This is a genomic window from Nocardioides ferulae, assembly GCF_003660455.1.
Classification (GTDB): domain Bacteria; phylum Actinomycetota; class Actinomycetes; order Propionibacteriales; family Nocardioidaceae; genus Nocardioides; species Nocardioides ferulae.
Map to the genome: position 1 here is coordinate 105,937 of NZ_QZVR01000009.1, position 18,254 is coordinate 124,190.

The 18,254-nt window shown below is 73.8% G+C and carries 19 protein-coding genes and 1 tRNA gene; all 20 read right to left on the bottom strand.

What is annotated here, in order from left to right; translation table 11 throughout:
- Positions 1 to 6 precede the first annotated feature (6 nt).
- The 20 genes from D6B71_RS13190 to D6B71_RS13285 all read right to left on the bottom strand — a co-directional run bounded on the left by D6B71_RS13190 (position 7) and on the right by D6B71_RS13285 (position 18,189).
- Positions 7 to 849, bottom strand: a complete 843-nt coding sequence (locus D6B71_RS13190) for a Bax inhibitor-1/YccA family protein (RefSeq protein ID WP_121255754.1) — start codon at positions 847 to 849, stop codon at positions 7 to 9.
- A gap of 140 nt (positions 850 to 989) precedes the next feature.
- Positions 990 to 2,528: a flotillin family protein gene (locus tag D6B71_RS13195; protein WP_206051739.1), complete on the bottom strand. Its 1,539-nt coding sequence runs from the start codon at positions 2,526 to 2,528 to the stop codon at positions 990 to 992.
- Positions 2,529 to 2,594: 66 nt separating this feature from the next.
- On the bottom strand, positions 2,595 to 3,098 hold the full coding sequence (locus D6B71_RS13200) for an NfeD family protein (protein WP_164519653.1): 504 nt from the start codon (positions 3,096 to 3,098) through the stop codon (positions 2,595 to 2,597).
- Positions 3,099 to 3,204: 106 nt separating this feature from the next.
- A tRNA-Leu gene (locus D6B71_RS13205) sits at positions 3,205 to 3,278 on the bottom strand.
- A 20-nt stretch (positions 3,279 to 3,298) separates the two neighbouring features.
- Complete coding sequence (gene def / locus D6B71_RS13210; protein ID WP_121255758.1) at positions 3,299 to 3,850, bottom strand: peptide deformylase; 552 nt, start codon at positions 3,848 to 3,850, stop codon at positions 3,299 to 3,301.
- A 23-nt stretch (positions 3,851 to 3,873) separates the two neighbouring features.
- Complete coding sequence (locus D6B71_RS13215) at positions 3,874 to 4,425, bottom strand: glycine cleavage system transcriptional repressor (protein WP_121255760.1); 552 nt, start codon at positions 4,423 to 4,425, stop codon at positions 3,874 to 3,876.
- Complete coding sequence (locus D6B71_RS13220; protein WP_121255904.1) at positions 4,422 to 5,318, bottom strand: uracil-DNA glycosylase; 897 nt, start codon at positions 5,316 to 5,318, stop codon at positions 4,422 to 4,424. The genes D6B71_RS13215 and D6B71_RS13220 overlap by 4 nt, the downstream gene beginning before the upstream one ends.
- Positions 5,315 to 5,617 (bottom strand): hypothetical protein, encoded by a 303-nt coding sequence (locus D6B71_RS13225; RefSeq protein ID WP_206051740.1) that lies wholly within the window; start codon positions 5,615 to 5,617, stop codon positions 5,315 to 5,317. Before D6B71_RS13225 ends, D6B71_RS13220 begins: the two co-directional genes overlap by 4 nt.
- Before the next feature lie 66 nt (positions 5,618 to 5,683).
- Positions 5,684 to 5,929: a DUF3618 domain-containing protein gene (locus D6B71_RS13230; protein ID WP_121255762.1), complete on the bottom strand. Its 246-nt coding sequence runs from the start codon at positions 5,927 to 5,929 to the stop codon at positions 5,684 to 5,686.
- A 46-nt stretch (positions 5,930 to 5,975) separates the two neighbouring features.
- Complete coding sequence (locus tag D6B71_RS13235) at positions 5,976 to 6,899, bottom strand: Ppx/GppA phosphatase family protein (RefSeq protein ID WP_121255906.1); 924 nt, start codon at positions 6,897 to 6,899, stop codon at positions 5,976 to 5,978.
- On the bottom strand, positions 6,896 to 7,408 hold the full coding sequence (locus tag D6B71_RS13240; RefSeq protein WP_121255764.1) for a DUF501 domain-containing protein: 513 nt from the start codon (positions 7,406 to 7,408) through the stop codon (positions 6,896 to 6,898). Before D6B71_RS13240 ends, D6B71_RS13235 begins: the two co-directional genes overlap by 4 nt.
- Positions 7,405 to 7,848 (bottom strand): FtsB family cell division protein, encoded by a 444-nt coding sequence (locus tag D6B71_RS13245; protein WP_240641400.1) that lies wholly within the window; start codon positions 7,846 to 7,848, stop codon positions 7,405 to 7,407. Before D6B71_RS13245 ends, D6B71_RS13240 begins: the two co-directional genes overlap by 4 nt.
- Before the next feature lie 178 nt (positions 7,849 to 8,026).
- A complete protein-coding gene (gene eno / locus D6B71_RS13250; protein WP_121255768.1) occupies positions 8,027 to 9,304 on the bottom strand; it encodes a phosphopyruvate hydratase in 1,278 nt (425 codons plus the stop codon).
- Between the two features lie 227 nt (positions 9,305 to 9,531).
- Complete coding sequence (locus D6B71_RS13255; RefSeq protein WP_240641401.1) at positions 9,532 to 10,194, bottom strand: nucleoside triphosphate pyrophosphohydrolase; 663 nt, start codon at positions 10,192 to 10,194, stop codon at positions 9,532 to 9,534.
- Between the two features lie 10 nt (positions 10,195 to 10,204).
- Positions 10,205 to 10,906: a hypothetical protein gene (locus D6B71_RS13260; RefSeq protein WP_121255770.1), complete on the bottom strand. Its 702-nt coding sequence runs from the start codon at positions 10,904 to 10,906 to the stop codon at positions 10,205 to 10,207.
- 39 nt (positions 10,907 to 10,945) lie between these two features.
- Entirely contained in the window at positions 10,946 to 14,533 is a 3,588-nt protein-coding gene (gene mfd, locus D6B71_RS13265; RefSeq protein WP_206051741.1) for a transcription-repair coupling factor, read from the bottom strand.
- A 153-nt stretch (positions 14,534 to 14,686) separates the two neighbouring features.
- Positions 14,687 to 15,244, bottom strand: a complete 558-nt coding sequence (locus D6B71_RS13270; protein ID WP_121255772.1) for a hypothetical protein — start codon at positions 15,242 to 15,244, stop codon at positions 14,687 to 14,689.
- A 46-nt stretch (positions 15,245 to 15,290) separates the two neighbouring features.
- Entirely contained in the window at positions 15,291 to 16,613 is a 1,323-nt protein-coding gene (locus D6B71_RS13275; RefSeq protein WP_121255774.1) for a serpin family protein, read from the bottom strand.
- Between the two features lie 41 nt (positions 16,614 to 16,654).
- Positions 16,655 to 17,401: a lytic murein transglycosylase gene (locus D6B71_RS13280; RefSeq protein WP_121255776.1), complete on the bottom strand. Its 747-nt coding sequence runs from the start codon at positions 17,399 to 17,401 to the stop codon at positions 16,655 to 16,657.
- On the bottom strand, positions 17,398 to 18,189 hold the full coding sequence (locus D6B71_RS13285; protein WP_121255912.1) for a 3'(2'),5'-bisphosphate nucleotidase CysQ: 792 nt from the start codon (positions 18,187 to 18,189) through the stop codon (positions 17,398 to 17,400). The genes D6B71_RS13280 and D6B71_RS13285 overlap by 4 nt, the downstream gene beginning before the upstream one ends.
- Positions 18,190 to 18,254 lie beyond the last annotated feature (65 nt).

Consider the following 18,254-nt stretch of genomic DNA (forward strand, 5'->3'; position numbering starts at 1 on the left):
TGTGGGTCAGTCCTGGCTGAAGATCGCCAGCAGACGCAGCAGGTTGGTGTAGATCCAGACCAGGCTCACGGTCATCGCGAACGCCGCGCGCCACGACTCGCGCTCGTCGATGCCGTTGGCCACGCCGTACTCGACGAAGTCGAAGTCGAGGATCAGCATGAACACGCCCAGCACCAGACCGGCGACCGCGGTGAGCAGGCCGAGGCCGCCGAGGCCGAACAGGCCGATCTGCGAGCCGAACATGCCGAGCACGAGCTCCATCAGGCTCAGCCCGATCATGCCGAAGACCGCGGCCATCACGAACATGCGGAACTTCTGGCCGACCTTGATCTCGAAGAACTTGTAGGCGGCCAGGGTGCCCGCGAACGCGGCGAACGTGCCGATCACGGCCTGGGTGACGATGCCGCCGCCGAACTGGGCGTCGAAGATCTTGCTGATCGCACCGAGCGCGATGCCCTCGGCGACCGCGAAGGCCATCACCAGCGCCGGGCTGACCACGCGCTTGAACGAGTTGACCATCGACAGCGCGAACGCGACCAGCGCACCGAGCGATGCGGCGGCGTAGAGCCCACCGAGGTCGTCGGCGGTGGTCTCGGTCGTGATGTCGGCGGTGAGGAACCAGGTCGCCGCGGCGGCCACGATCACGGCGCCGAGGGAGAACGCGGTCTTCTGCACCACCGAGTCGACGGTCATCCGGGCGGTGGGGCCCTGCACGTCGGTGCTGGGCATGCCGGGCGTGCCGGTGCCCCACGTCGAGGGGTCGGCGTAGCCCTGCTGGGTGCCGTAGGAGTTGCCGCCCGACCCGTTGAACTCGGCCGAGCGTCGGAACACCGGGTTGTTGCTCTGCATCGTGTGGTCTCCTCCCTGGAGGCCTGGTGGCCGTCGCCCTGACGGCTCGCCGTGAGGCCAGACTAGACCGGCTCTCGTGTTGTGCAACGCGCCGGTGCGCCGGATCGTTCCCGCTGGACGGGGCTGGTTCTGGCTGGTTCTCAGCCGCGCGAGCCCGCCTCGGCCGCCTCGTCGGCGGCCACGGTGTCGGAGGCCACCAACCCGGTGCCCTCGGCGGCGCGGTTGACCGACCTCTTGACCAGTGCCTCGAGGTCCAGACCGGTGGAGGCCTTGAGCATGTTGAGCGTCTGCACGACGTTGTCGTTGACCTGCCGCGGCAGCGCGCCGGCGCCGTCGGGCGAGATCACGGTGAGGTTGTCGATGCCGGCGATCGGCGAGGCCACCTCGCGGGCGATCTGCGGGAGCACCTCGATCAGCATCTGCAGCACCGCGGCGTCGTTGTAGTGCGCGAACGCCTCGGCCCGCTTGTCCATCGCCTCGGCCTCGGCCTGACCGATCGCCAGCGTGGCGGCCGCCTTGGCCTCACCCTCGGCGCGGGTCGCCTCGGCCTCGGCGACACGACGGGCCCGCTCGGCCTCACCGCGACGCGCACCCTCGATGGCCTCGGCCTCGGCCAGTGCGGCACGGCGAGCCTTCTCCGCCTCACCGGAGAGCCGGGCCTCCTGCGCCTTCGCCTCGGCGGCGGCGATCGTGGCGGCCTTGCGGGCCTCGGCGCCGGCGATCTCGGCCGAACGGTTCGCCTCGGCCTCCTGCTCGACCTTGTAGCGAGCCGCGTCGGCCGGCTTGCGGACCTCGGTCTCGAGCTTGCGCTCGGTCAGGGCGGCCTGGCGCACGGCGACCTTCTCCTGCTCGAGAAGGATCGCCTGGTCTCGATCTGCCTGGGCGAGCGGCCCCGCGGAGGCCGCCTGCGCGGACGCGGCGTCGGTCTCGGCCTTGATCTCGGCCTGCTTCAGGGCGAGCTGGCGCTGGGAGACCGCGATCTCCTCCTCGGCGGCGATCCGGGCCTGCTCGGCGGCCTGCCGGGCGTTGGCCTCGGCGATCGACGCGGCCTGCTGGATACGCGCGGCCTCCGGGCGCCCGAGGTCGGCGAGGTAGCTGCCGTCGTCGGTGACGTCCTGGATCTGGAAGGTGTCGAGGATCAGGCCCTGACCGGTGAGCGAGTTCTCGGACTCGTCGGCGACCCGCTGCGCGAACGCGGCCCGGTCGCGGATGATCTGCTCGACGGTCAGGCCACCGACGATCGAGCGCAGCGCACCGGCCAGCACCTCCTGGGTGAACGGCTCGATGTCGGCCTGCTGGGACAGGAAGCGCTGGGCGGCCAGCCGGATCTGGTCGGCGTTGCCGCCGACCTTGACGATCGCCACGCCCTCGACGTTGAGCTTGATGCCCTGGCCGGACACCGCCCCCCGGATCTGCACCGAGATGCGCCGCGAGGAGAGGTCCATCGTGGCGAGCTTCTGCACGAACGGGATGACGAACGTGCCGCCGCCGAGGATGACCTTCTGCCCCGACAGGTCGGTGGTCAGCGCACCGGTCTCGGGGTTGAGCACCGCCTTGCCCTTGCGCCCGGTGACGATGAACGCCTGGTTGGGGCCGGCCACCTTGTAGCGGCTGGTGACCAGGAGCACCAGCAGCACGAGGAGGAGTACGAGGCCGCCGACGGGGATCAGCACGGACATCCGGGGGTCCTTCCGAGAGGGGGTGGGTGAGGCGGCGGCGCGCCGCTCGGGCGCTCCGACGGATTGCTAGGGCAACTGGTTCCAGATCGGGGCGACGGTGACCGCGGTCGGGGAGAGCACGCTGGTGACGTGCACCTCGGTGCCGGGCTCGAGCGGCTGGTCGGCGCGGGCGTTGAGCCGCAGGGTGTGGCCGCCCACCAGGATGTTCACGACGCCGAAGCCGTCGGTGGGGATGCTGGTGAGGACCTTGCCGTCGCGCCCGACGGTGTCGTCGATGCTGACGGTGGCGTCGCTGCCGCCGTCTCGGATCAGCCGGGTCAGCCACCAGGCGAACCAGCCGAAGACCACACCCGCGGCCAGGCCGGCCGGCAGCGCCACGACCATCGGCGCCTCGAGCGCCTGGGCCGCCGCCCCGCCGAAGCCGGTCGCCGCGACGAACGCGCCGATCACCGCACTGGAGAACGCGTCGCCGGCGAGCGCGTCGAGGGCGCCGTCGAAGACGTCGCCGAGCACGAGCGAGACGCCGAGCAGCACGAGCCCGACCAGCCCGATCACCAGAAAGACCGTCACGCCCCCACTCCTGCTCGCCCCCACCCCGCGTCGGCGGGCCGGCCCCAGCATGTCGCACCAGCGGGGCCCGGGGGAAGCCGGGGGTCGGAGCTGTGGACGGCGAGGGTGCCCCCGCTGGGACTCGAACCCAGAACACGCCGCTTTTAAGGCGGCTTCCTCTACCGGTTGGGATACGGGGGCCGAGGGTCGTCGACCGGACGCTACAGGTAGGTCTTGCGGGGGTAGATCGCGTGCGCGCCCGCGGCGCGGTCGAGGAACAGCAGCCCCTCGCAGTGGTCGATCTCGTGCTGCAGGCAGCGTGCCTCGAAGGCGTTGGCCCGCACCGTGACCTCCTCGCCGGTGCCCGGCAGCTGGCCCCGGACGACCAGCCGGGTCGCGCGCTTCACGTCGCCGGTGAAGTCGGGCACGCTCATGCAGCCCTCACGGGCCTTCTCGTTGCGGCTGGCCTCGACCACCTCGGCGTTGCAGAGCACGAAGGTGCCGTGGTGGTCGCGGGTCTTGGGGTGCTCGGAGACGTCGACGCAGAACATCCGTGCCCCGACGCCCACCTGTGGCGCGGCCAGGCCGACGCAGCCGGGGCTGACCCGCATCGTGGCGACCAGGTCGGCGGCGAGCTGCACTGCCTCCGCGGAGGTGGGGTCGACGTCCTCGCCCTTGCTCGAGAGCACCGTTGCCGGGGCGCGGACCACGTCGAGGACGCGACCCTCGACGCCGAGCTCCGTCGCCGACCAGGACGCCACCCGGTCGTTCACCGTGCTCGCTGCTGGAGTGCCACTCACAGGTCGTCGGCCTCCATCGGGCGCAGCGTCGCCCCGACGCCCAGGCGCGCGGCCGCCTCGCCGATCGCGGCCTCGACGCCGGCCACCTCGACGCCGGCGGGCAGGTCGATCTCGGCGACCAGCAGGTAGAGGTCGCCGGCCAGCCGGGTGGTGAGGTCGGTGATGTTGCCGCCGACACGAGCGACCTCGCCGGCGACGGCCGAGACGATGCCGGGCCGGTCACCACCGTGCACGGTCAGCACCCAGGAGGTGCCCGCGGCCGGCTCGTGGTGCTCCGGCGGCAGCGGCCGCACGGTCACGGTCAGGGTGCCGTCGGCGGCGAGCGGCGCCAGGGCCTCCTCGAGCGCGGCCTCGCCGGTCTCGCCCTCGCAGATCAGCATCATCGCGAAGTGGCCGCGCAGCAGCGTCATCGTGGAGTCCTCGAGGTTGAGGCCCAGGTCGGCGAGGCGCGCGGTGGTCTCGGCGATGATGCCGGGCCGGTCGTGGCCGAGGACGGTGATCGCGTGCGTGGATCGGGATCCGCTGGTCGGAGCAGGAGACTGGGTCACCCGGGCATTCTCGCAGTGGCCGCCGCGCGGCCGAGCACCTCGTCCAGCATCGCCTCGGTGAGGGTGCCGGTGAACGTGTTCTGCTGGCTGGGGTGGTAGCAGCCCAGCAGCAGCACCTCGGTCCGCCCGCCGGCCCGGCCGGTTCCCGGGGGCGCGGTCAGCCGGGCCTCGGCGCCGTGGCCGAACCGGGGGGCCGGACGCGGCACCTGCCAACCGAGCGAGCGGAACGTGCGCAGGGCGGCCTGCCAGCCGAACGAGCCCAGGGCCACCACCACCCGCAGGGAGGGCGCCACCAGCGCCACCTCGGCGTCCAACCAGGGGGCGCAGGCGTCACGCTCGTCGACGGTCGGCTTGTTCAGCGGCGGCGCGCACCGCACCGCCGCGGCCATCCTGGTGCCGATCAGCCGCTGGCCGTCGCCGGCGTGCACGCTGTCGGGCCGGGCCGCGAGACCGACCCGGTGCAGGCTCGCGAACAGCCAGTCGCCGGAGCGGTCGCCGGTGAAGATCCGCCCGGTGCGGTTGCCGCCGTTGGCGGCGGGAGCGAGCCCCACCACGAGCACCCGCGGCTCGGTGTCTCCCCAGCCCGGGATCGGCCGCCCCCAGTAGGGCTCGGCGGCGTACGACGCCCGCTTGGTGTGGGCGACCTCCTCACGCCAGGCGACCAACCGCGGGCAGGCCCGGCAGACCGAGACCCGGGCATCGAGGTCGGCCAGGATCCGCACGGACCGCGCCTGCCTGGCGACCCCGGTGGGAGTGCGGGCGACGGGAGTGTCCGGACGCGCCGGATCCCCGGGCCAGCCCGTGCCGGGCGGGACCGGGGATCCGAACGGCTCGCCGGTGACCGGGTGCGCGAGCCTCGGCTCGGCCCCCGGCCCGGTGGGCGAGCCGGTCAGCTGAGCGGGGGCGATGCCGGGGCCGCCGGGTCGGTCGTCGTGACCTGGTCGTCGGAGCCGCCGGAGACCTTGTCCTTGACGGCGCCGGCCGCGGCGCCGGCCTTGTCCTTCACGGCGTCGGCGACCACCGGCGCCTGCGCGGCCACGGTGTCCTGGGCCTTGCTCACGGTCTCCTGGACCTTCGGGTTGCCGGCGAAGCCGCGGGCCATGCCCTTGATCTGCTCGTAGCGCTCGCGCCCGGCCTTGGTGCCGAGGACGTAGCCGACGCCGACGCCGGCGAGGAGGATCAGCTTCTTCATGGGTGCTCCCTTTCGTCAGGTGTGCGGGTTCGTGGGGGGGCGGATGCGGGACGGGTGCCAGCCGGATCAGCGGCGGGCGCGGCGCACGACCAGCAGCACGGTCAGCCCGAGGAGCACGGCACCGGCGGCGACGGCCTCCGGGCGCGGCGAGCCGTCGGGGGTGACCAGCCGCTCGCGCAGGCCGCCGACCCGCTGCCTGGCCTGCGCCTTCACATCCAGCTTCTCCTGCAGCTCGGAGACGGTCGCGGCGAGCTGCTCGCGCTGGGCCGCGATCTCGGCCTCGATCTGCTCGGGGCTGCGGGTGGCGCTCATGCCCTCCCGATGCCCCACGCGGGCTCGGCACAAACGCGGCGGGCCATCACGCCCCGGCGAGCGACCAGGCGATCCCGTCGAGGATGTCGGACTCGGAGACGACGAGGGCGGCCACCGGCGAGCGGCGCAGCACCCGCGAGAGGATCAGGCCACCGGCGTCGATGACGTCGGCGCGGCCGGGGTGCAGGTAGCCCAGCGCCAGCCGGTCCGCGACCGGCATCGCCACCAGCCGGTCGACCAGGGCGTGCACGACCTCGACGGGCAGCGCCGCCTGATCGGTGGCCTCGCGGTCGTAGGCGCTCAGCCTCAGGGCTCCGGCGGCGAGCGTGGTGACGGTGCCGGCGACACCCACCACCGTGCCTGCCGCCGACGGGTCTACCGGGCAGGCGTCGAGGTGGGCGTCGATGTCGGCGAGGCACGCGGCCACCTCGTCCGGGGTGGGTGGATCGGAGCGCAGGTGGCGTTCGTGCAGCCGGACCGAGCCGATGTCCATCGAGTGGGCGGCCGCCGGGCCGGTCCTCACACCGCCGAGGATCAGCTCGGTGGAGCCGCCGCCGATGTCGACGACCAGCACCGGCTCGGCCGGCTGCTCGCGCAGGTGCCGCACCGCGCCGTCGAAGGCGAGCGCGGCCTCCTCGGCTCCGCTGACCACCTCGGGCTCCACCCCGAGCCGTTCCCGCACGCCCGCGGTGAAGGCCTCCGCGTTGCTCGCGTCGCGGGTCGCCGACGTCGCCACGAAGCGGACCCGCCGGGCGCCGTGGGCGCGGATCAGCGCGGCGTACTCGTCGAGGGCCGCGAAGGCGCGGGCCAGCGCCTCGTCGGCGATCCGTCCGGTGCGGTCGAGGTCCTGGCCCAGCCGCACCATCCGCATCTCGCGCACCGCGGCCTCCAGGTTCTCGCCCGGATCGCCGATCAGCAGCTTGATCGTGTTCGTGCCGCAGTCGATCGCCGCGACCGGTGCGCGACTCACGCCGGGTCTTCCGCCGCGGGCCGCGGCACGCACGGCCCGGAGCGCCACCACTCCCCCAGCAGCGCGAGCACCTCGTCGCCGAGCGGGTTGACGCCGGGGCCCTGGGCGAGCGCCTGGCCGGCGAGCACGTGCAGGCACTTGACCCGGTCGGGCATGCCGCCGGCGGAGATGCCCTCGATCTCGGGCACCGAGCCGAGCTCGGCTCGCGCCTCGAGGTAGCGCTCGTGGGCGGCGCGATAGGCGGCCGCCAGTTCGGGGTCGTCGCCGAGCCGAGCCTGCATCTGCTTCATCAGCCCCGACCCCTCGAGGGTGCCGATCAGGGAGGCGGCCCGCGGACAGGTCAGATAGAACGTCGTCGGGAACGGCGTGCCGCCCGGAAGCCGCGGCTCGGTGGTGACGACGTCGGGATTGCCGCACGGGCAGCGGTGCCCGACCGCGTGGATCGCCCGGGGCGCCCGGCCCAGCTGGGCCTCGATCGCGGCCTCGTCGGCGGGGTCGATGCTGGTCACTGGTCCTCTGGTTCACCTTCGTCGGAGCCGTCGATCTGGGTCGCCGGCGGCGCCTGGTCGCGCGGCGGGTCGCCGGCGAGCTCGACCGAGGCCCAGGCATCCTCCCACCACGCCTCGGGCTCGTCCCCGAGCACGTCGGCGGGGTCGTTGAGCTGCGACTCGGCCTCGAGCGGCTCGCCGTCCTCGTCGAGCACGACGTACGCCGTCTCGCCCGGCATCACGTAGCCGAACCGCTCGCGGGCCTGCGCCTCGACGTAGGCGGGGTCCTCCCACCGGTCCTTCTCGCGCTCGAGGTCGGCGATCGCCGCCTGCCGCTCGGCGATCTGCTCCTTGAGGTCGACGATGTGCGCGCGCTGCTCGAGGTAGGCGCGCATCGACGAGGCGTAGGAGACACCGAGCACGGCGACCACGAGGAGCAGGATCGCGGCCCGGCCGGTCAACCGGGGACGGCGAGCCGGGGCCGGCCCGGCACCGGGCGCAGGAGGCGCCGAGCGCCCGGTCCCGGCCAGACGGCCGGGACCGGTCCGGCCCCGGGGGCGAGACCCCCGGGGCGGGGTGCGGCGTGCATCGCGCCGGGGATCGGGCCTCAGGTCGGGCATGGGCCCGATTGTGCCCCGATCAGGCCTGGTAACGCGGGAACGCGGCCGCGCCGGCGTAGCGCGCGGCGTCGCCCAGCTCGTCCTCGATGCGCAGCAGCTGGTTGTACTTCGCGACCCGCTCGGAGCGGGCCGGGGCACCGGTCTTGATCTGGCCGCAGTTGGTGGCGACGGCGAGGTCGGCGATCGTGGTGTCCTCGGTCTCCCCGGAACGGTGGCTCATCATGCAGCGGTAGCCGTTGCGGTGTGCGAGGTCGACGGAGTCGAGGGTCTCGGTGAGCGACCCGATCTGGTTGACCTTCACCAGCAGCGCGTTCGCCTGACCGCCGGTGATGCCGCGCTGCAGACGCTCCACGTTGGTGACGAACAGGTCGTCGCCGACGATCTGGATCTTGTCGCCGAGCTGGTCGGTCAGCTCCTTCCAGCCCTCCCAGTCGTCCTCGTCGAGCGGGTCCTCGATGGAGACGATCGGGTAGGCCGCGACCAGGTCGGCGTAGTAGGCGGTCATCTCGGCGGCCGACTTGGTGCCACCCTCGAACGCGTAGGCGCCGTCCTTGTAGAACTCGCTGGCGGCCACGTCCATCGCCAGCGCGATGTCGGTGCCGAGCTTGAGGCCGGCGGCCTCCACGGCCTCGGCGATCAGGTCGAGCGCGGCCCGGTTGGACTCGAGGTTCGGCGCGAAGCCGCCCTCGTCGCCCAGGCCGGTGGCCAGGCCCTTCTTCTTCAGCACCGACTTCAGCGCGTGGTAGACCTCGGCGCCCATCCGCAGCGCCTCGCGGAACGTCGGCGCCCCGATCGGCGCGATCATGAACTCCTGGATGTCGACGTTGGAGTCGGCGTGCGACCCGCCGTTGAGGATGTTCATCATCGGCACCGGCAGCAGGTGGGCGTTGGGGCCACCGACGTAGCGGTAGAGCGGCAGGCCGGCCGAGTCGGCGGCGGCGCGCGCGACCGCGAGCGAGACGCCGAGGATCGCGTTGGCGCCGAGCGTCGCCTTGTTGGGGGTGCCGTCGAGACCGAGCATCACCTGGTCGATCAGGCGCTGGTCGTCGGCGTCGAGGCCCTCGATGGCCGGCGCGATCGTCTGGACGACGCCCTCGACGGCCTTCTCGACGCCCTTGCCGAGGTAGCGGTCGCCGCCGTCGCGCAGCTCGACGGCCTCGAACGCGCCGGTGGAGGCGCCACTCGGGACGGCCGCGCGGGCGAAGGTGCCGTCCTCGAGGAGGACCTCGACCTCGACGGTGGGGTTGCCTCGGGAGTCGAGGATCTCGCGTGCGCCGACGGCTTCGATGCTTGCCACGTAGTGCTCCTTGAAGACGAGAGGTGACGAGTCGGTCGACCCGACGGAGGTCTGGTCGAGAGGGATGTGCAGTTGTCGTGCGGGGTCGTGCGGCGGCTCCAGCGGGTGGGCCGGGCCGGCCTCGGCCCAGCCTAGACCCGGCCGGGGCGGGCACCCTCCCCCGCGGGCATCGCCGGGAAGAAGGTCCGTCGAACACAGGGCTCAAGGCCCTGCGCGGGCCCCACCGCTCAGCCCGGCAGCACCCGGCGTACGGCGTCGCGCAGCGCCTGCTCGGGGTCGACGCCGCCGGCGCGGGCCTCGGCCACGAGGGCGAGCAGCCGGTCGCCGATGGTCTCGGCGGGCTCGACCACCGGAGCGGCGGGCTCGACCACCGGTTGGGCCGGCTCGACGCGCGCCGGTGTGCCGGCCCGCTGCAGCCGGTCGAGCACCTTGTCGGCGTAGAGCAACGCGGGAAGGCCGGGCGGCAGCCCGTCGGTCACCGAGCTGCGCTGCTTCTCGTCGGCCTTCGCCGCCTCCCAGGCCTCGTTGATCGCCGCGGGATCGGTGAGGCCGGCCGCCTCGTGCTCGTCGCCCCCGAACACGTGCGTGTTGCGGCGGTACATCTTCGCGGTGATGTCGCGGGCGACGTCGTCGAGCGTGAAGGCGCCCTCCTGCTCGGCGATCAGCGCGTGGAAGTAGACCTGCAGCAGCAGGTCGCCGAGCTCCTCGCGCAGGTGGTCGAGGTCGCCGGTGTCGATCGCCTCGAGCGTCTCGTAGGTCTCTTCGAGCAGGTAGCGCGCCAGCGACCGGTGGGTCTGCGCGCGCTTCCAGCCGCACTCGGCCTGGAGCCGGCGCATCACCGCGCGGAACTCCAGCAGCGGCTCGCCGGCGGTCTCGGCAGGCTCGACCACCGGATCAGGCTCAGCCGCAGCGCTGACTGTTGGGCAGGCTGCCGGCGTAGCCCGGGTCGGGCTCGGTGACGTCGCCCTGCTTGGCGACGTCGCTGACGGCGTAGGACAGGCCGGTGTCGACCGGCACCGCCACGCCGTCCTCGATCGCCATGCCGTACGACGGGTCGAGGCGCACCTCGTTCTCGGCGAGCCAGTCGGCGAAGGCCTCCTCGCCGCGGGCGAGCGACTCCTCACGGGTGGGGTCGCCGGCGGCGCCCTCCTCGACGAGCAGCAGCTGGCCGACCTCGATCTTGGCCTCCACCACGTAGCTGCCGGCCGCCTCGATCTCGATCACGGCCTCCTGCTGGTCCTCGGGGAGGTCGGCGACGGCCTGCTCGAGGCTGGAGACCTGGCGGTCGTACTGCCCGGCCACGGTGACGCCGTAGTCGTCGGCCATCTCCTCGGCGGCCGCGGCGAGCGCGAGCTCACCGACCACGCCGCCACGCAGGAAGCGGCCGGCGAAGGCCTGGCCGCCCTCCTCGAGCTGGCTCTCGATCGCGGCGCAGTAGCCGGCGGTCAGCTCCTCCACCCGGGAGCTGCTGATCGTCTGGTCGCCCGCTCGCACGCCGACCCCGGGATTCCACCCGGCCGCACCGCAACCGGAGAGCAGCAGGGCGGAGGCGGTGACGACGCCGGCAAGCGAACGGCGCAGCGGACGCGGGGTGGTGCTCACGGGAGGCTCCCTTGGGATCGGTGCGGGTGGTGCGACGGGTCAGGCCGGCTTCTGGGCTCCGGCGGCCTCGGGGTCGAGGACGGAGTCGATGACCTGCCGTGCCCATTCAAGCAGGGCCACGCCGGCGATCGGCTTCCCCCCGACCACCGCGGTCTGCGGGCGCGGCACCAGCACGGTGTCGAGCTGGGTCTTGACCACGCTCTTGGGATAGAGCCGGTTCAGCCGCACCACCCGCGAGTCGGGCAGGCTGACCGGCGCGAAGCGGACGTTGCGACCCGCGATCGTCACCTCGCCGATGCCGGCCCGCCGGGCCCGGGCGCGGAACCGGGCGACCAGCAGCAGGCTGGTGACCACGTCGGGCATGTCGCCGTACCGGTCCTGAAGCTCGTCGCGGATCGCGTCGACGTCGTCGTCGGAGCGCACCTCGGCGAGCCGCTTGTAGATCTCCAGGCGCAGCCGCTCGCTCGAGATGTAGTCGTGCGGCAGGTGCGCGTCGACCGGCAGCTCGATGCGCACCTCCTGCTGCTCGGGCTCCCCGTCGCCCTTGAACTCGGCCACCGCCTCGCCGACCAGCCGCACGTAGAGGTCGAAGCCGACGTCGGCGATGTGGCCGGACTGCTCGCCGCCGAGCAGGTTGCCGGCGCCGCGGATCTCGAGGTCCTTCATCGCGATCGCCATGCCGCCACCGAGGTCGGAGTGCTGCGCGAGGGTCGCGAGCCGCTCGTGCGCGGTCTCGGTGAGCGGCTTCTCGCCGGGATAGAGGAAGTAGGCGTAGGCCCGCTCGCGGGAGCGACCCACCCGCCCGCGCAGCTGGTGCAGCTGGGAGAGGCCGAGGGTGTCGGAGCGCTCGATGATCATCGTGTTGGCGTTGGAGACGTCGAGACCCGACTCGACCAGCGTGGTGCAGACCAGCACGTCGAAGCGCTTCTCCCAGAAGTCGAGCATCACCTGCTCGAGCTGCTTCTCGTTCATCTGGCCGTGCGCGGTCGCGACCCGGGCCTCGGGCACCAGCTCGCGGATGCGGGCGGCGGCCTTCTCGATCGAGTTCACCCGGTTGTGGATGTAGAACACCTGGCCCTCGCGCAGCAGCTCGCGACGCACTGCGGCGACAACCTGGCGGTCCTCGTAGGCGCCGACATAGGTCAGCACCGGGTGCCGCTCCTCGGGCGGGGTGGTGATCGTCGACATCTCGCGGATGCCGGTGATCGCCATCTCGAGCGTGCGCGGGATCGGTGTCGCGCTCATCGCGAGCACGTCGACGGAGGTGCGCAGCCGCTTCATCTGCTCCTTGTGCTCGACGCCGAAGCGCTGCTCCTCGTCGACGATGATCAGCCCGAGGTCCTTGAACCGGATGTCGGGGTTGAGCAGCCGGTGGGTGCCGATCACGACGTCGACGGTGCCGTCGGTCAGGCCGGCCATCACCTCGGCGGCCTCCTTGTCGGTCTGGAACCGCGAGAGCTGCTTGAGGACGACGGGGAAGCCGCTCATCCGCTCGGCGAACGTCGAGTGGTGCTGGGTGACCAGCAGCGTGGTCGGCACCAGCACCGCGACCTGCTTGCCCTCCTGGACCGCCTTGAACGCCGCACGGACCGCGATCTCGGTCTTGCCGTAGCCCACGTCGCCGCAGACCAGGCGGTCCATCGGCACCGTGCGCATCATGTCGCCCTTGACCTCGTCGACCGTGCTCAGCTGGTCGGGGGTCTCGGTGAACGGGAACGCGTCCTCCAGCTCGCGCTGCCAGGGGGTGTCGGGGCCGAACGCGTAGCCCTGCGTGGCCTGCCGCGCGGCGTAGAGCTTGATCAGCTCGGCGGCGATCTCGCGCACCGCCTTGCGGGCGCGGTTCTTGCGCTTGGTCCAGTCGCCGCCACCGAGCCGGTCGAGGCTGGGCTGCTCGCCACCCACGTAGCGGGTCACCTGGTCGAGCGCGTCGGCGGGCACGTAGAGCCGGTCCGGCGGGCCGCCGCGCTTGGACGCGCCGTACTCGAGCACGAGGTACTCGCGGGTCGCGCCGCCGACCTCGCGCTGCTTCATCTCCACGAACCGGCCCACACCGTGCTGCTCGTGGACCACGTAGTCGCCGGACTTCAGCTCCAGCGGGTCGATCTGCCGCTTGCGCCGGGCCGGCATCTTGCGCATGTCGCGGGTCGAGGACTTCTGACCCGAGAGGTCCTCGCCGGTGAGCAGCACCAGCCGGTTGGCCTCGTCGACGAAGCCGTGGGTCAGGCCGCCGGTGGCGACGGTGACCACGTCGGGGTCGGGCGGGGCGGCCAGGTCGTCGACCAGCCGGGCCGGCACGTCGTGCTCGCCGAGCACCTCGACCAGGCGCTGCGCGGGCCCGTGCCCGGAGTGCACGAACACCACCCGGAAGCCCTGGCCCAGCCAGGCCCTCGCGTCGGCGATCGCGCGCTCGACGTCGCCGCGGTAGGCCTCGGCGGGGTGCGCGGACAGGCCCCGGCTGGGCACCGCGCCCACGAGCACGTCGACGTCGCCCCCGGGAGCGTCGTCGTCCTCGATGCCGAACGGGCTCATCGTCCACCACGGCACGGCTCGGTCGAGGGTGTGCTCGCGGACCTCGGAGAGGGAGCGGTACGACGCGGCGCCGAGGTCGATGGGCGCGGTGCCGCCGCCGGCCGCGGCCGCCCACGACGCCCCCAGGAACTCCTCGCTGGTCGCGACGAGGTCGTGGGCGCGGGTGCGGGCCCGCTCGGGGTCGAGCACGAGCACGTGGGTGTCGGCCGGCATCAGGTCGACGAGCAGCTCCATCTCGTCGACCAGCGCCGGCGCCAGCGACTCCATGCCCTCGACCGCGATGCCGGCGGCGATCTTGTCGGTGAGCTCGAGCAGCTGCGGGTGGGCGCGGCCCAGCTCGGCCGCGCGCTCGCGGACCTGCTCGGTCAGCAGCAGCTCGCGGCACGGCGGCGCCCACAGCCGCTCGACCGTGTCGAGCGTGCGCTGGTCGGCGACCGAGAACGAGCGGATCTCCTCGATGTCGTCGCCCCAGAACTCGACCCGGAGCGGGTGCTCCTCGGTGGGCGGGAAGACGTCGACGATGCCGCCGCGCACCGCGAACTCGCCGCGCTTCTCGACCAGGTCGACGCGGGAGTACGCCGCGTCGGCGAGCCGCTGCACCACCTCGTCGAGGGGGGCGGTGTCGCCCGGCTCGAGCTCGACCGGCCGCAGCTCGCCGAGGCCCTTGACCTGGGGCTGGAGGACCGAGCGGACCGGGGCGACGACGACCTGGAGCGGCCCGTTGGCGGCGGCCCCGGCCGAGCCGGCCGAGTCACCGGGGTGGCACAGCCGCCGGAGGACCGCCAGCCGCTGCCCGACGGTGTCGCTGCGCGGGCTGAGCCGCTCGTGCGGCAGGGTCTCCCAGCTCGGGTAGAGGGCGACCGTGCGCGGGTCGAGGAAGCAGCCGAGCGAGTCGACGAGGTCCTCGGCCTCGCGGGCGGTGGCGGTGACCGCGAGCACGGTCCTGCCCTCGCGGACCAGCCCCGCGACCACGAACGGCCGCAGCGACTCGGGGCCGGTGAGGTCGAGGGCCCGCACCGCGCCGCCGCGGGCGTCGGCCATCGCGGAGGCGAGGGTGGGGTCGGCGAGGACGGCGTCGGCCAGGCCGGTGAGGCTCACGGTGGCTCCCTGGTGGTGCGCGGATGGGCGGCGGCGCGGAGAGGGCGCAGCACGAGCGCCCCCGGTCGGAACGACAGGGGGTGGTCAGGCCAGTGTAGGAGAGCTCTCCGACACCCCGCCTCGGCTGCGAGCCGGGACCGGGATCGGGGTCGCTCAGCCGCCGAAGGCCGCCTCGCGGGCGGCCGCGAGCCACGGCCGGTCGCGGTAGTAGGCCTGCCCGTCGGCCGCGATCAGTCGCAGCCAGCGCAGTCGCGCGTCGAGGTAGTCGAGGTAGGCCGCGCGGCGGCTCCGGAGGCCGGGGTGCCAGGGCGCCGGTGTGTCCTGGCGCTCGCACTCGGCGACCGCGGCCACGACACCCGGCTCGGCGCGCTGCGCGGCCTCTGCCACCAGCGCGACCAGGCCCTTGCGTCGAGCCTCCTCGCGCACCGCGAGCAGCGCCGGCTCGACGTGGTCGACCATGAAGCCGACCGTGACCAGGCTGCGGTTGTCGGCCGCCTGGGCCACGTCGCGGCACGCGGCGACGGCCCGCTCGTCGCGGCCGCGCACCCGCTCCTCGACCAGCCAGAGGGCCGCGCCGGCCACGGCGAGCAGCGCCATCGACGCGGCCACCCACCGCCGGCCCCGCGAGGTGAGCCGCGGCTCCCGCCCAGCCCGCTCGAGCACCTCGGCGCCCGCGGCGTCCTCGGGGTGCGGAGTGCCCCACCTGTCCATCCGGCAAGTGTGCCCCCGCCCCGGTCAGCGGCCCGATCGGGCGGGGTCAGCCGCGCGGGTCGGCCACCCGTCCCAGGAACAGCGGCGTGCCGTGCTCGAGGTCGTGGATAGCGAACAGGAAGGGCCGGTCGACGACCACCGTCCGGCGCTCTGGCGGCGCCGAGGTCGTGCCGGCCACGACCGCGGTGGCGGCCGCGGCCTCGGTGCCCTCCTCGTCGACGGCGATGAACACCTGGTGCAGCACCGCCTGCAGGTGCAGCCGCTCCTCGGCGGTCATGCCGGAGAGGTCGGCGCGCTCGCTGTCGAAGGCCAGCGGCATGCCGAGTGCCTCGAGCGCGGTGCGCAGCGGGGCGTCGGTGCGGAAGGTCCACTTGGGCAGCGTCAGGTCGACGCCCTGGGGCCGCGGCGCGGCCAGCACGGCCGGCAGGTCGCCGCCCGCGATCGCCGCCTCGAGGTCGGCGAGGCGCCCCTCGTCGGGCAGCACGACGGTCATCGCCAGCCCGCCTCCGGCGTAGCCCAGCCGCACCGCCTGCCAGCCGTCGCCGCCGGCGTACGCAGCGTCGTCGAGGCCGGCGTACATCGTCGGCACCCGGAGGGTCTCGCCGCCGGCGAGGTGGAAGGGCCGCTCCTCGGTGTTGAACTCCTCGAAGGGGTGCTCCCAGGGCGCCTTGAGGTAGAGCGCGTTGACGAGCACCAGCCGGGTCAGGGCGTCAAGCACCCCCTCGGGGATGATCTCCTCGATCCGGTCGTGGGTCTGCTCGGCGGTCCAGTCGTTGATCAGCGTGCGCGCCTGCTCGGCGGCCAACGTGTAGTCGACCAGCCGCATGCCGGCGCCGTACTCCCGGGCCAGCACGTCCAGGAACTCCTGCTGCCACTCGGTGTCGCGCTGCCCGAAGAGGGCGTTGGCGCTGTCGAGCAGCAGCTCGGCCTCACTCCCGTCGCCGCGCTGCACCGGCCCGGCGAGCGACTCGACGTGCCGGGTCAGCGCGTTCAGGCCGCCGTTGAGGCGGTCCAGGTCGGGGGCCGCGAGCACCCGCTGCATCTCGGCGAGGGTCTCGGCCCGGGCCCCGTTGGCCGTCAGCCCCAGGGCGACGCCGATCGAGAACGGCGAGACCGCGAGGTTCGCGTCGGCGGCCGGCCCAAGCTCGCCCCACAGGCCCGCGCCGAGCGCGTGCAGCGAGGCGACGGCGTCGGGCACCGCCTCGGGCAGGCCTTCGCTCCGTTCGACGTCCGAGGCGACCAGGTCGAGGTCGCCGCCGGGCTCCGTGGGGGAAGGGTCGTCGTCGGAGCAGCCGGACAGCAGCGACGGGGCGGCGACCGCCAGAGCCGCGAGGGGCACCAGGCGCAGGACGTCACGGCGAGTGGGCATGCCTGTTCCGACGATCCGGCCACCGGACGGGTTCCGCGCGGTCACGCGACCGCGCCCGCGTAGGCCCGCGCGGCCGCGAGCACCGCGTCGACGTACTCCTGGGCGTGGTTGTAGGAGAACACCGCGTCGGTCCAACCCTCGGCGGTGGTGAGGTCGCCACCGCCGGCGCAGAGGTACGCCGCGGCTGCCGCGGCGGCGTCGTCGAGGTCGTGCGGGTCGGCGCGGCCGTCGCCGTCGGCGTCGGCCGCCCACGGCTCCCAGCTCGACCACAGGAACTGCATCGGGCCGAGCGCGTGCTCCCAGCGCGGGTCACCGTGCCAGGCCCGCGAGGTCGAGGTGGACGGGATCGCCGCGAACTCACCGGAGCCGTCGAGGGCAGGTCCCAGGATGCGGCTGGAGGAGCGCCCGTCGGCGAGCAGCTCACGGCCGCCGAGCGTGCCGTGCTGGGACTCCACCCAGCCGACGCCCGCGAGCGTGGTCCAGCCGACGTCGCAGCCCAGCGGCCGGGTCAGCTGGGCGCGCGCGTAGGCGCGCACCGCGGGGCGGGGGATCCCGGTCTTCTCGGCGGTGCGCGTCAGCCACCCGGGCGCGACCCGGACCGCGCCGAGCGCGGCGCCGGCGGGCACCGGCGGCCGCACCCGCGGCGGCGTGGGGGCGCCGACGTACGCCGTGGCCTCGCCGGCTCGCGGGCTCTCGCGGCTCGCGATGGTCTGCGAGGCCGCGTAGGCCAGTCCGGTGACGAGCAGCAGGCCGAGCGCGAGGACCGCGATCAGTCGCGGCGCGCTCACTCCACCCCGTGCGCCTTCACGAACTCCACGATCCGGTCGGCGAGCTCGGGGCGGCACACGATGACGTCGGGGAGATAGACGTCCTCCTGGTTGTAGCGCAGCGGGGTGCCGTCGACACGCGAGGTGAACAGGCCGGCGGCGCGGGCCACGGCCACGGGTGCCGCGGAGTCCCATTCGTACTGGCCACCGGCGTGCACGTAGGCGTCGGTGACGTCGCGGGTCACCGAGATCATCTTCACCCCGGCCGAGCCCATCGGCACGAGCTCGGCGCCGAGCTCCTCGGCGAGGGCGTTGACGAAGGCCGGCGGGCGGCTGCGCGAGACCGCGATCCGCGGCCTCGGGTTGCTGGCCGGCGGCACGACGGGAGGCTGCCCGGTGTGGAAGGTCTGGCCGAGCGCGGGCTGGGCGACGGCGCCGGCGACCAGGTCGCCGTCCTGCCACAGCGCCACGTGGACGGCCCAGTCGTCGCGCGGCGGCTCGGAGAACTCGCGGGTGCCGTCGAGCGGGTCGACGATCCAGACCCGTGTGGCGGACAGCCGCGCCTTGTCGTCCTTGCCCTCCTCCGACAGCACCGCGTCGTCCGGCCGGTGCTCGGCGAGCAGCTGCATGAGCAGCTCGTGCGCCGCGCGGTCGCCGGCATCCTTGAGCTCGCGGCCCTCGAGCCCCTCCTCGCGCACCTCGAGCAGCAGCCTGCCCGCGGTCTCGGCGAGCCAGGCGGCCAGGACGTGGTCGTCGGTGGCGGCGGCGGGCGGGGGCGTTCCGGGGGCTGAGCGGGGCGCGGAGGTCACGGCGGCCACCCTAACGACCCGAGGTCCGGAGGCCACGCAGACCCACGGACGCCAGCCGCCTGGGC

Excerpts from the sequence above, each read along its gene's own strand:
- D6B71_RS13190 (WP_121255754.1), bottom strand. The coding sequence starts at position 849 with ATGCAGAGCAACAACCCGGTGTTCCGACGCTCGGCCGAGTTCAACGGG.
- D6B71_RS13195 (WP_206051739.1), bottom strand. The coding sequence starts at position 2,528 with ATGTCCGTGCTGATCCCCGTCGGCGGCCTCGTACTCCTCCTCGTGCTG.
- D6B71_RS13225 (WP_206051740.1), bottom strand. The coding sequence starts at position 5,617 with ATGAAGAAGCTGATCCTCCTCGCCGGCGTCGGCGTCGGCTACGTCCTC.
- D6B71_RS13230 (WP_121255762.1), bottom strand. The coding sequence starts at position 5,929 with ATGAGCGCCACCCGCAGCCCCGAGCAGATCGAGGCCGAGATCGCGGCC.
- D6B71_RS13270 (WP_121255772.1), bottom strand. The coding sequence starts at position 15,244 with ATGGACAGGTGGGGCACTCCGCACCCCGAGGACGCCGCGGGCGCCGAG.
- D6B71_RS13275 (WP_121255774.1), bottom strand. The coding sequence starts at position 16,613 with ATGCCCACTCGCCGTGACGTCCTGCGCCTGGTGCCCCTCGCGGCTCTG.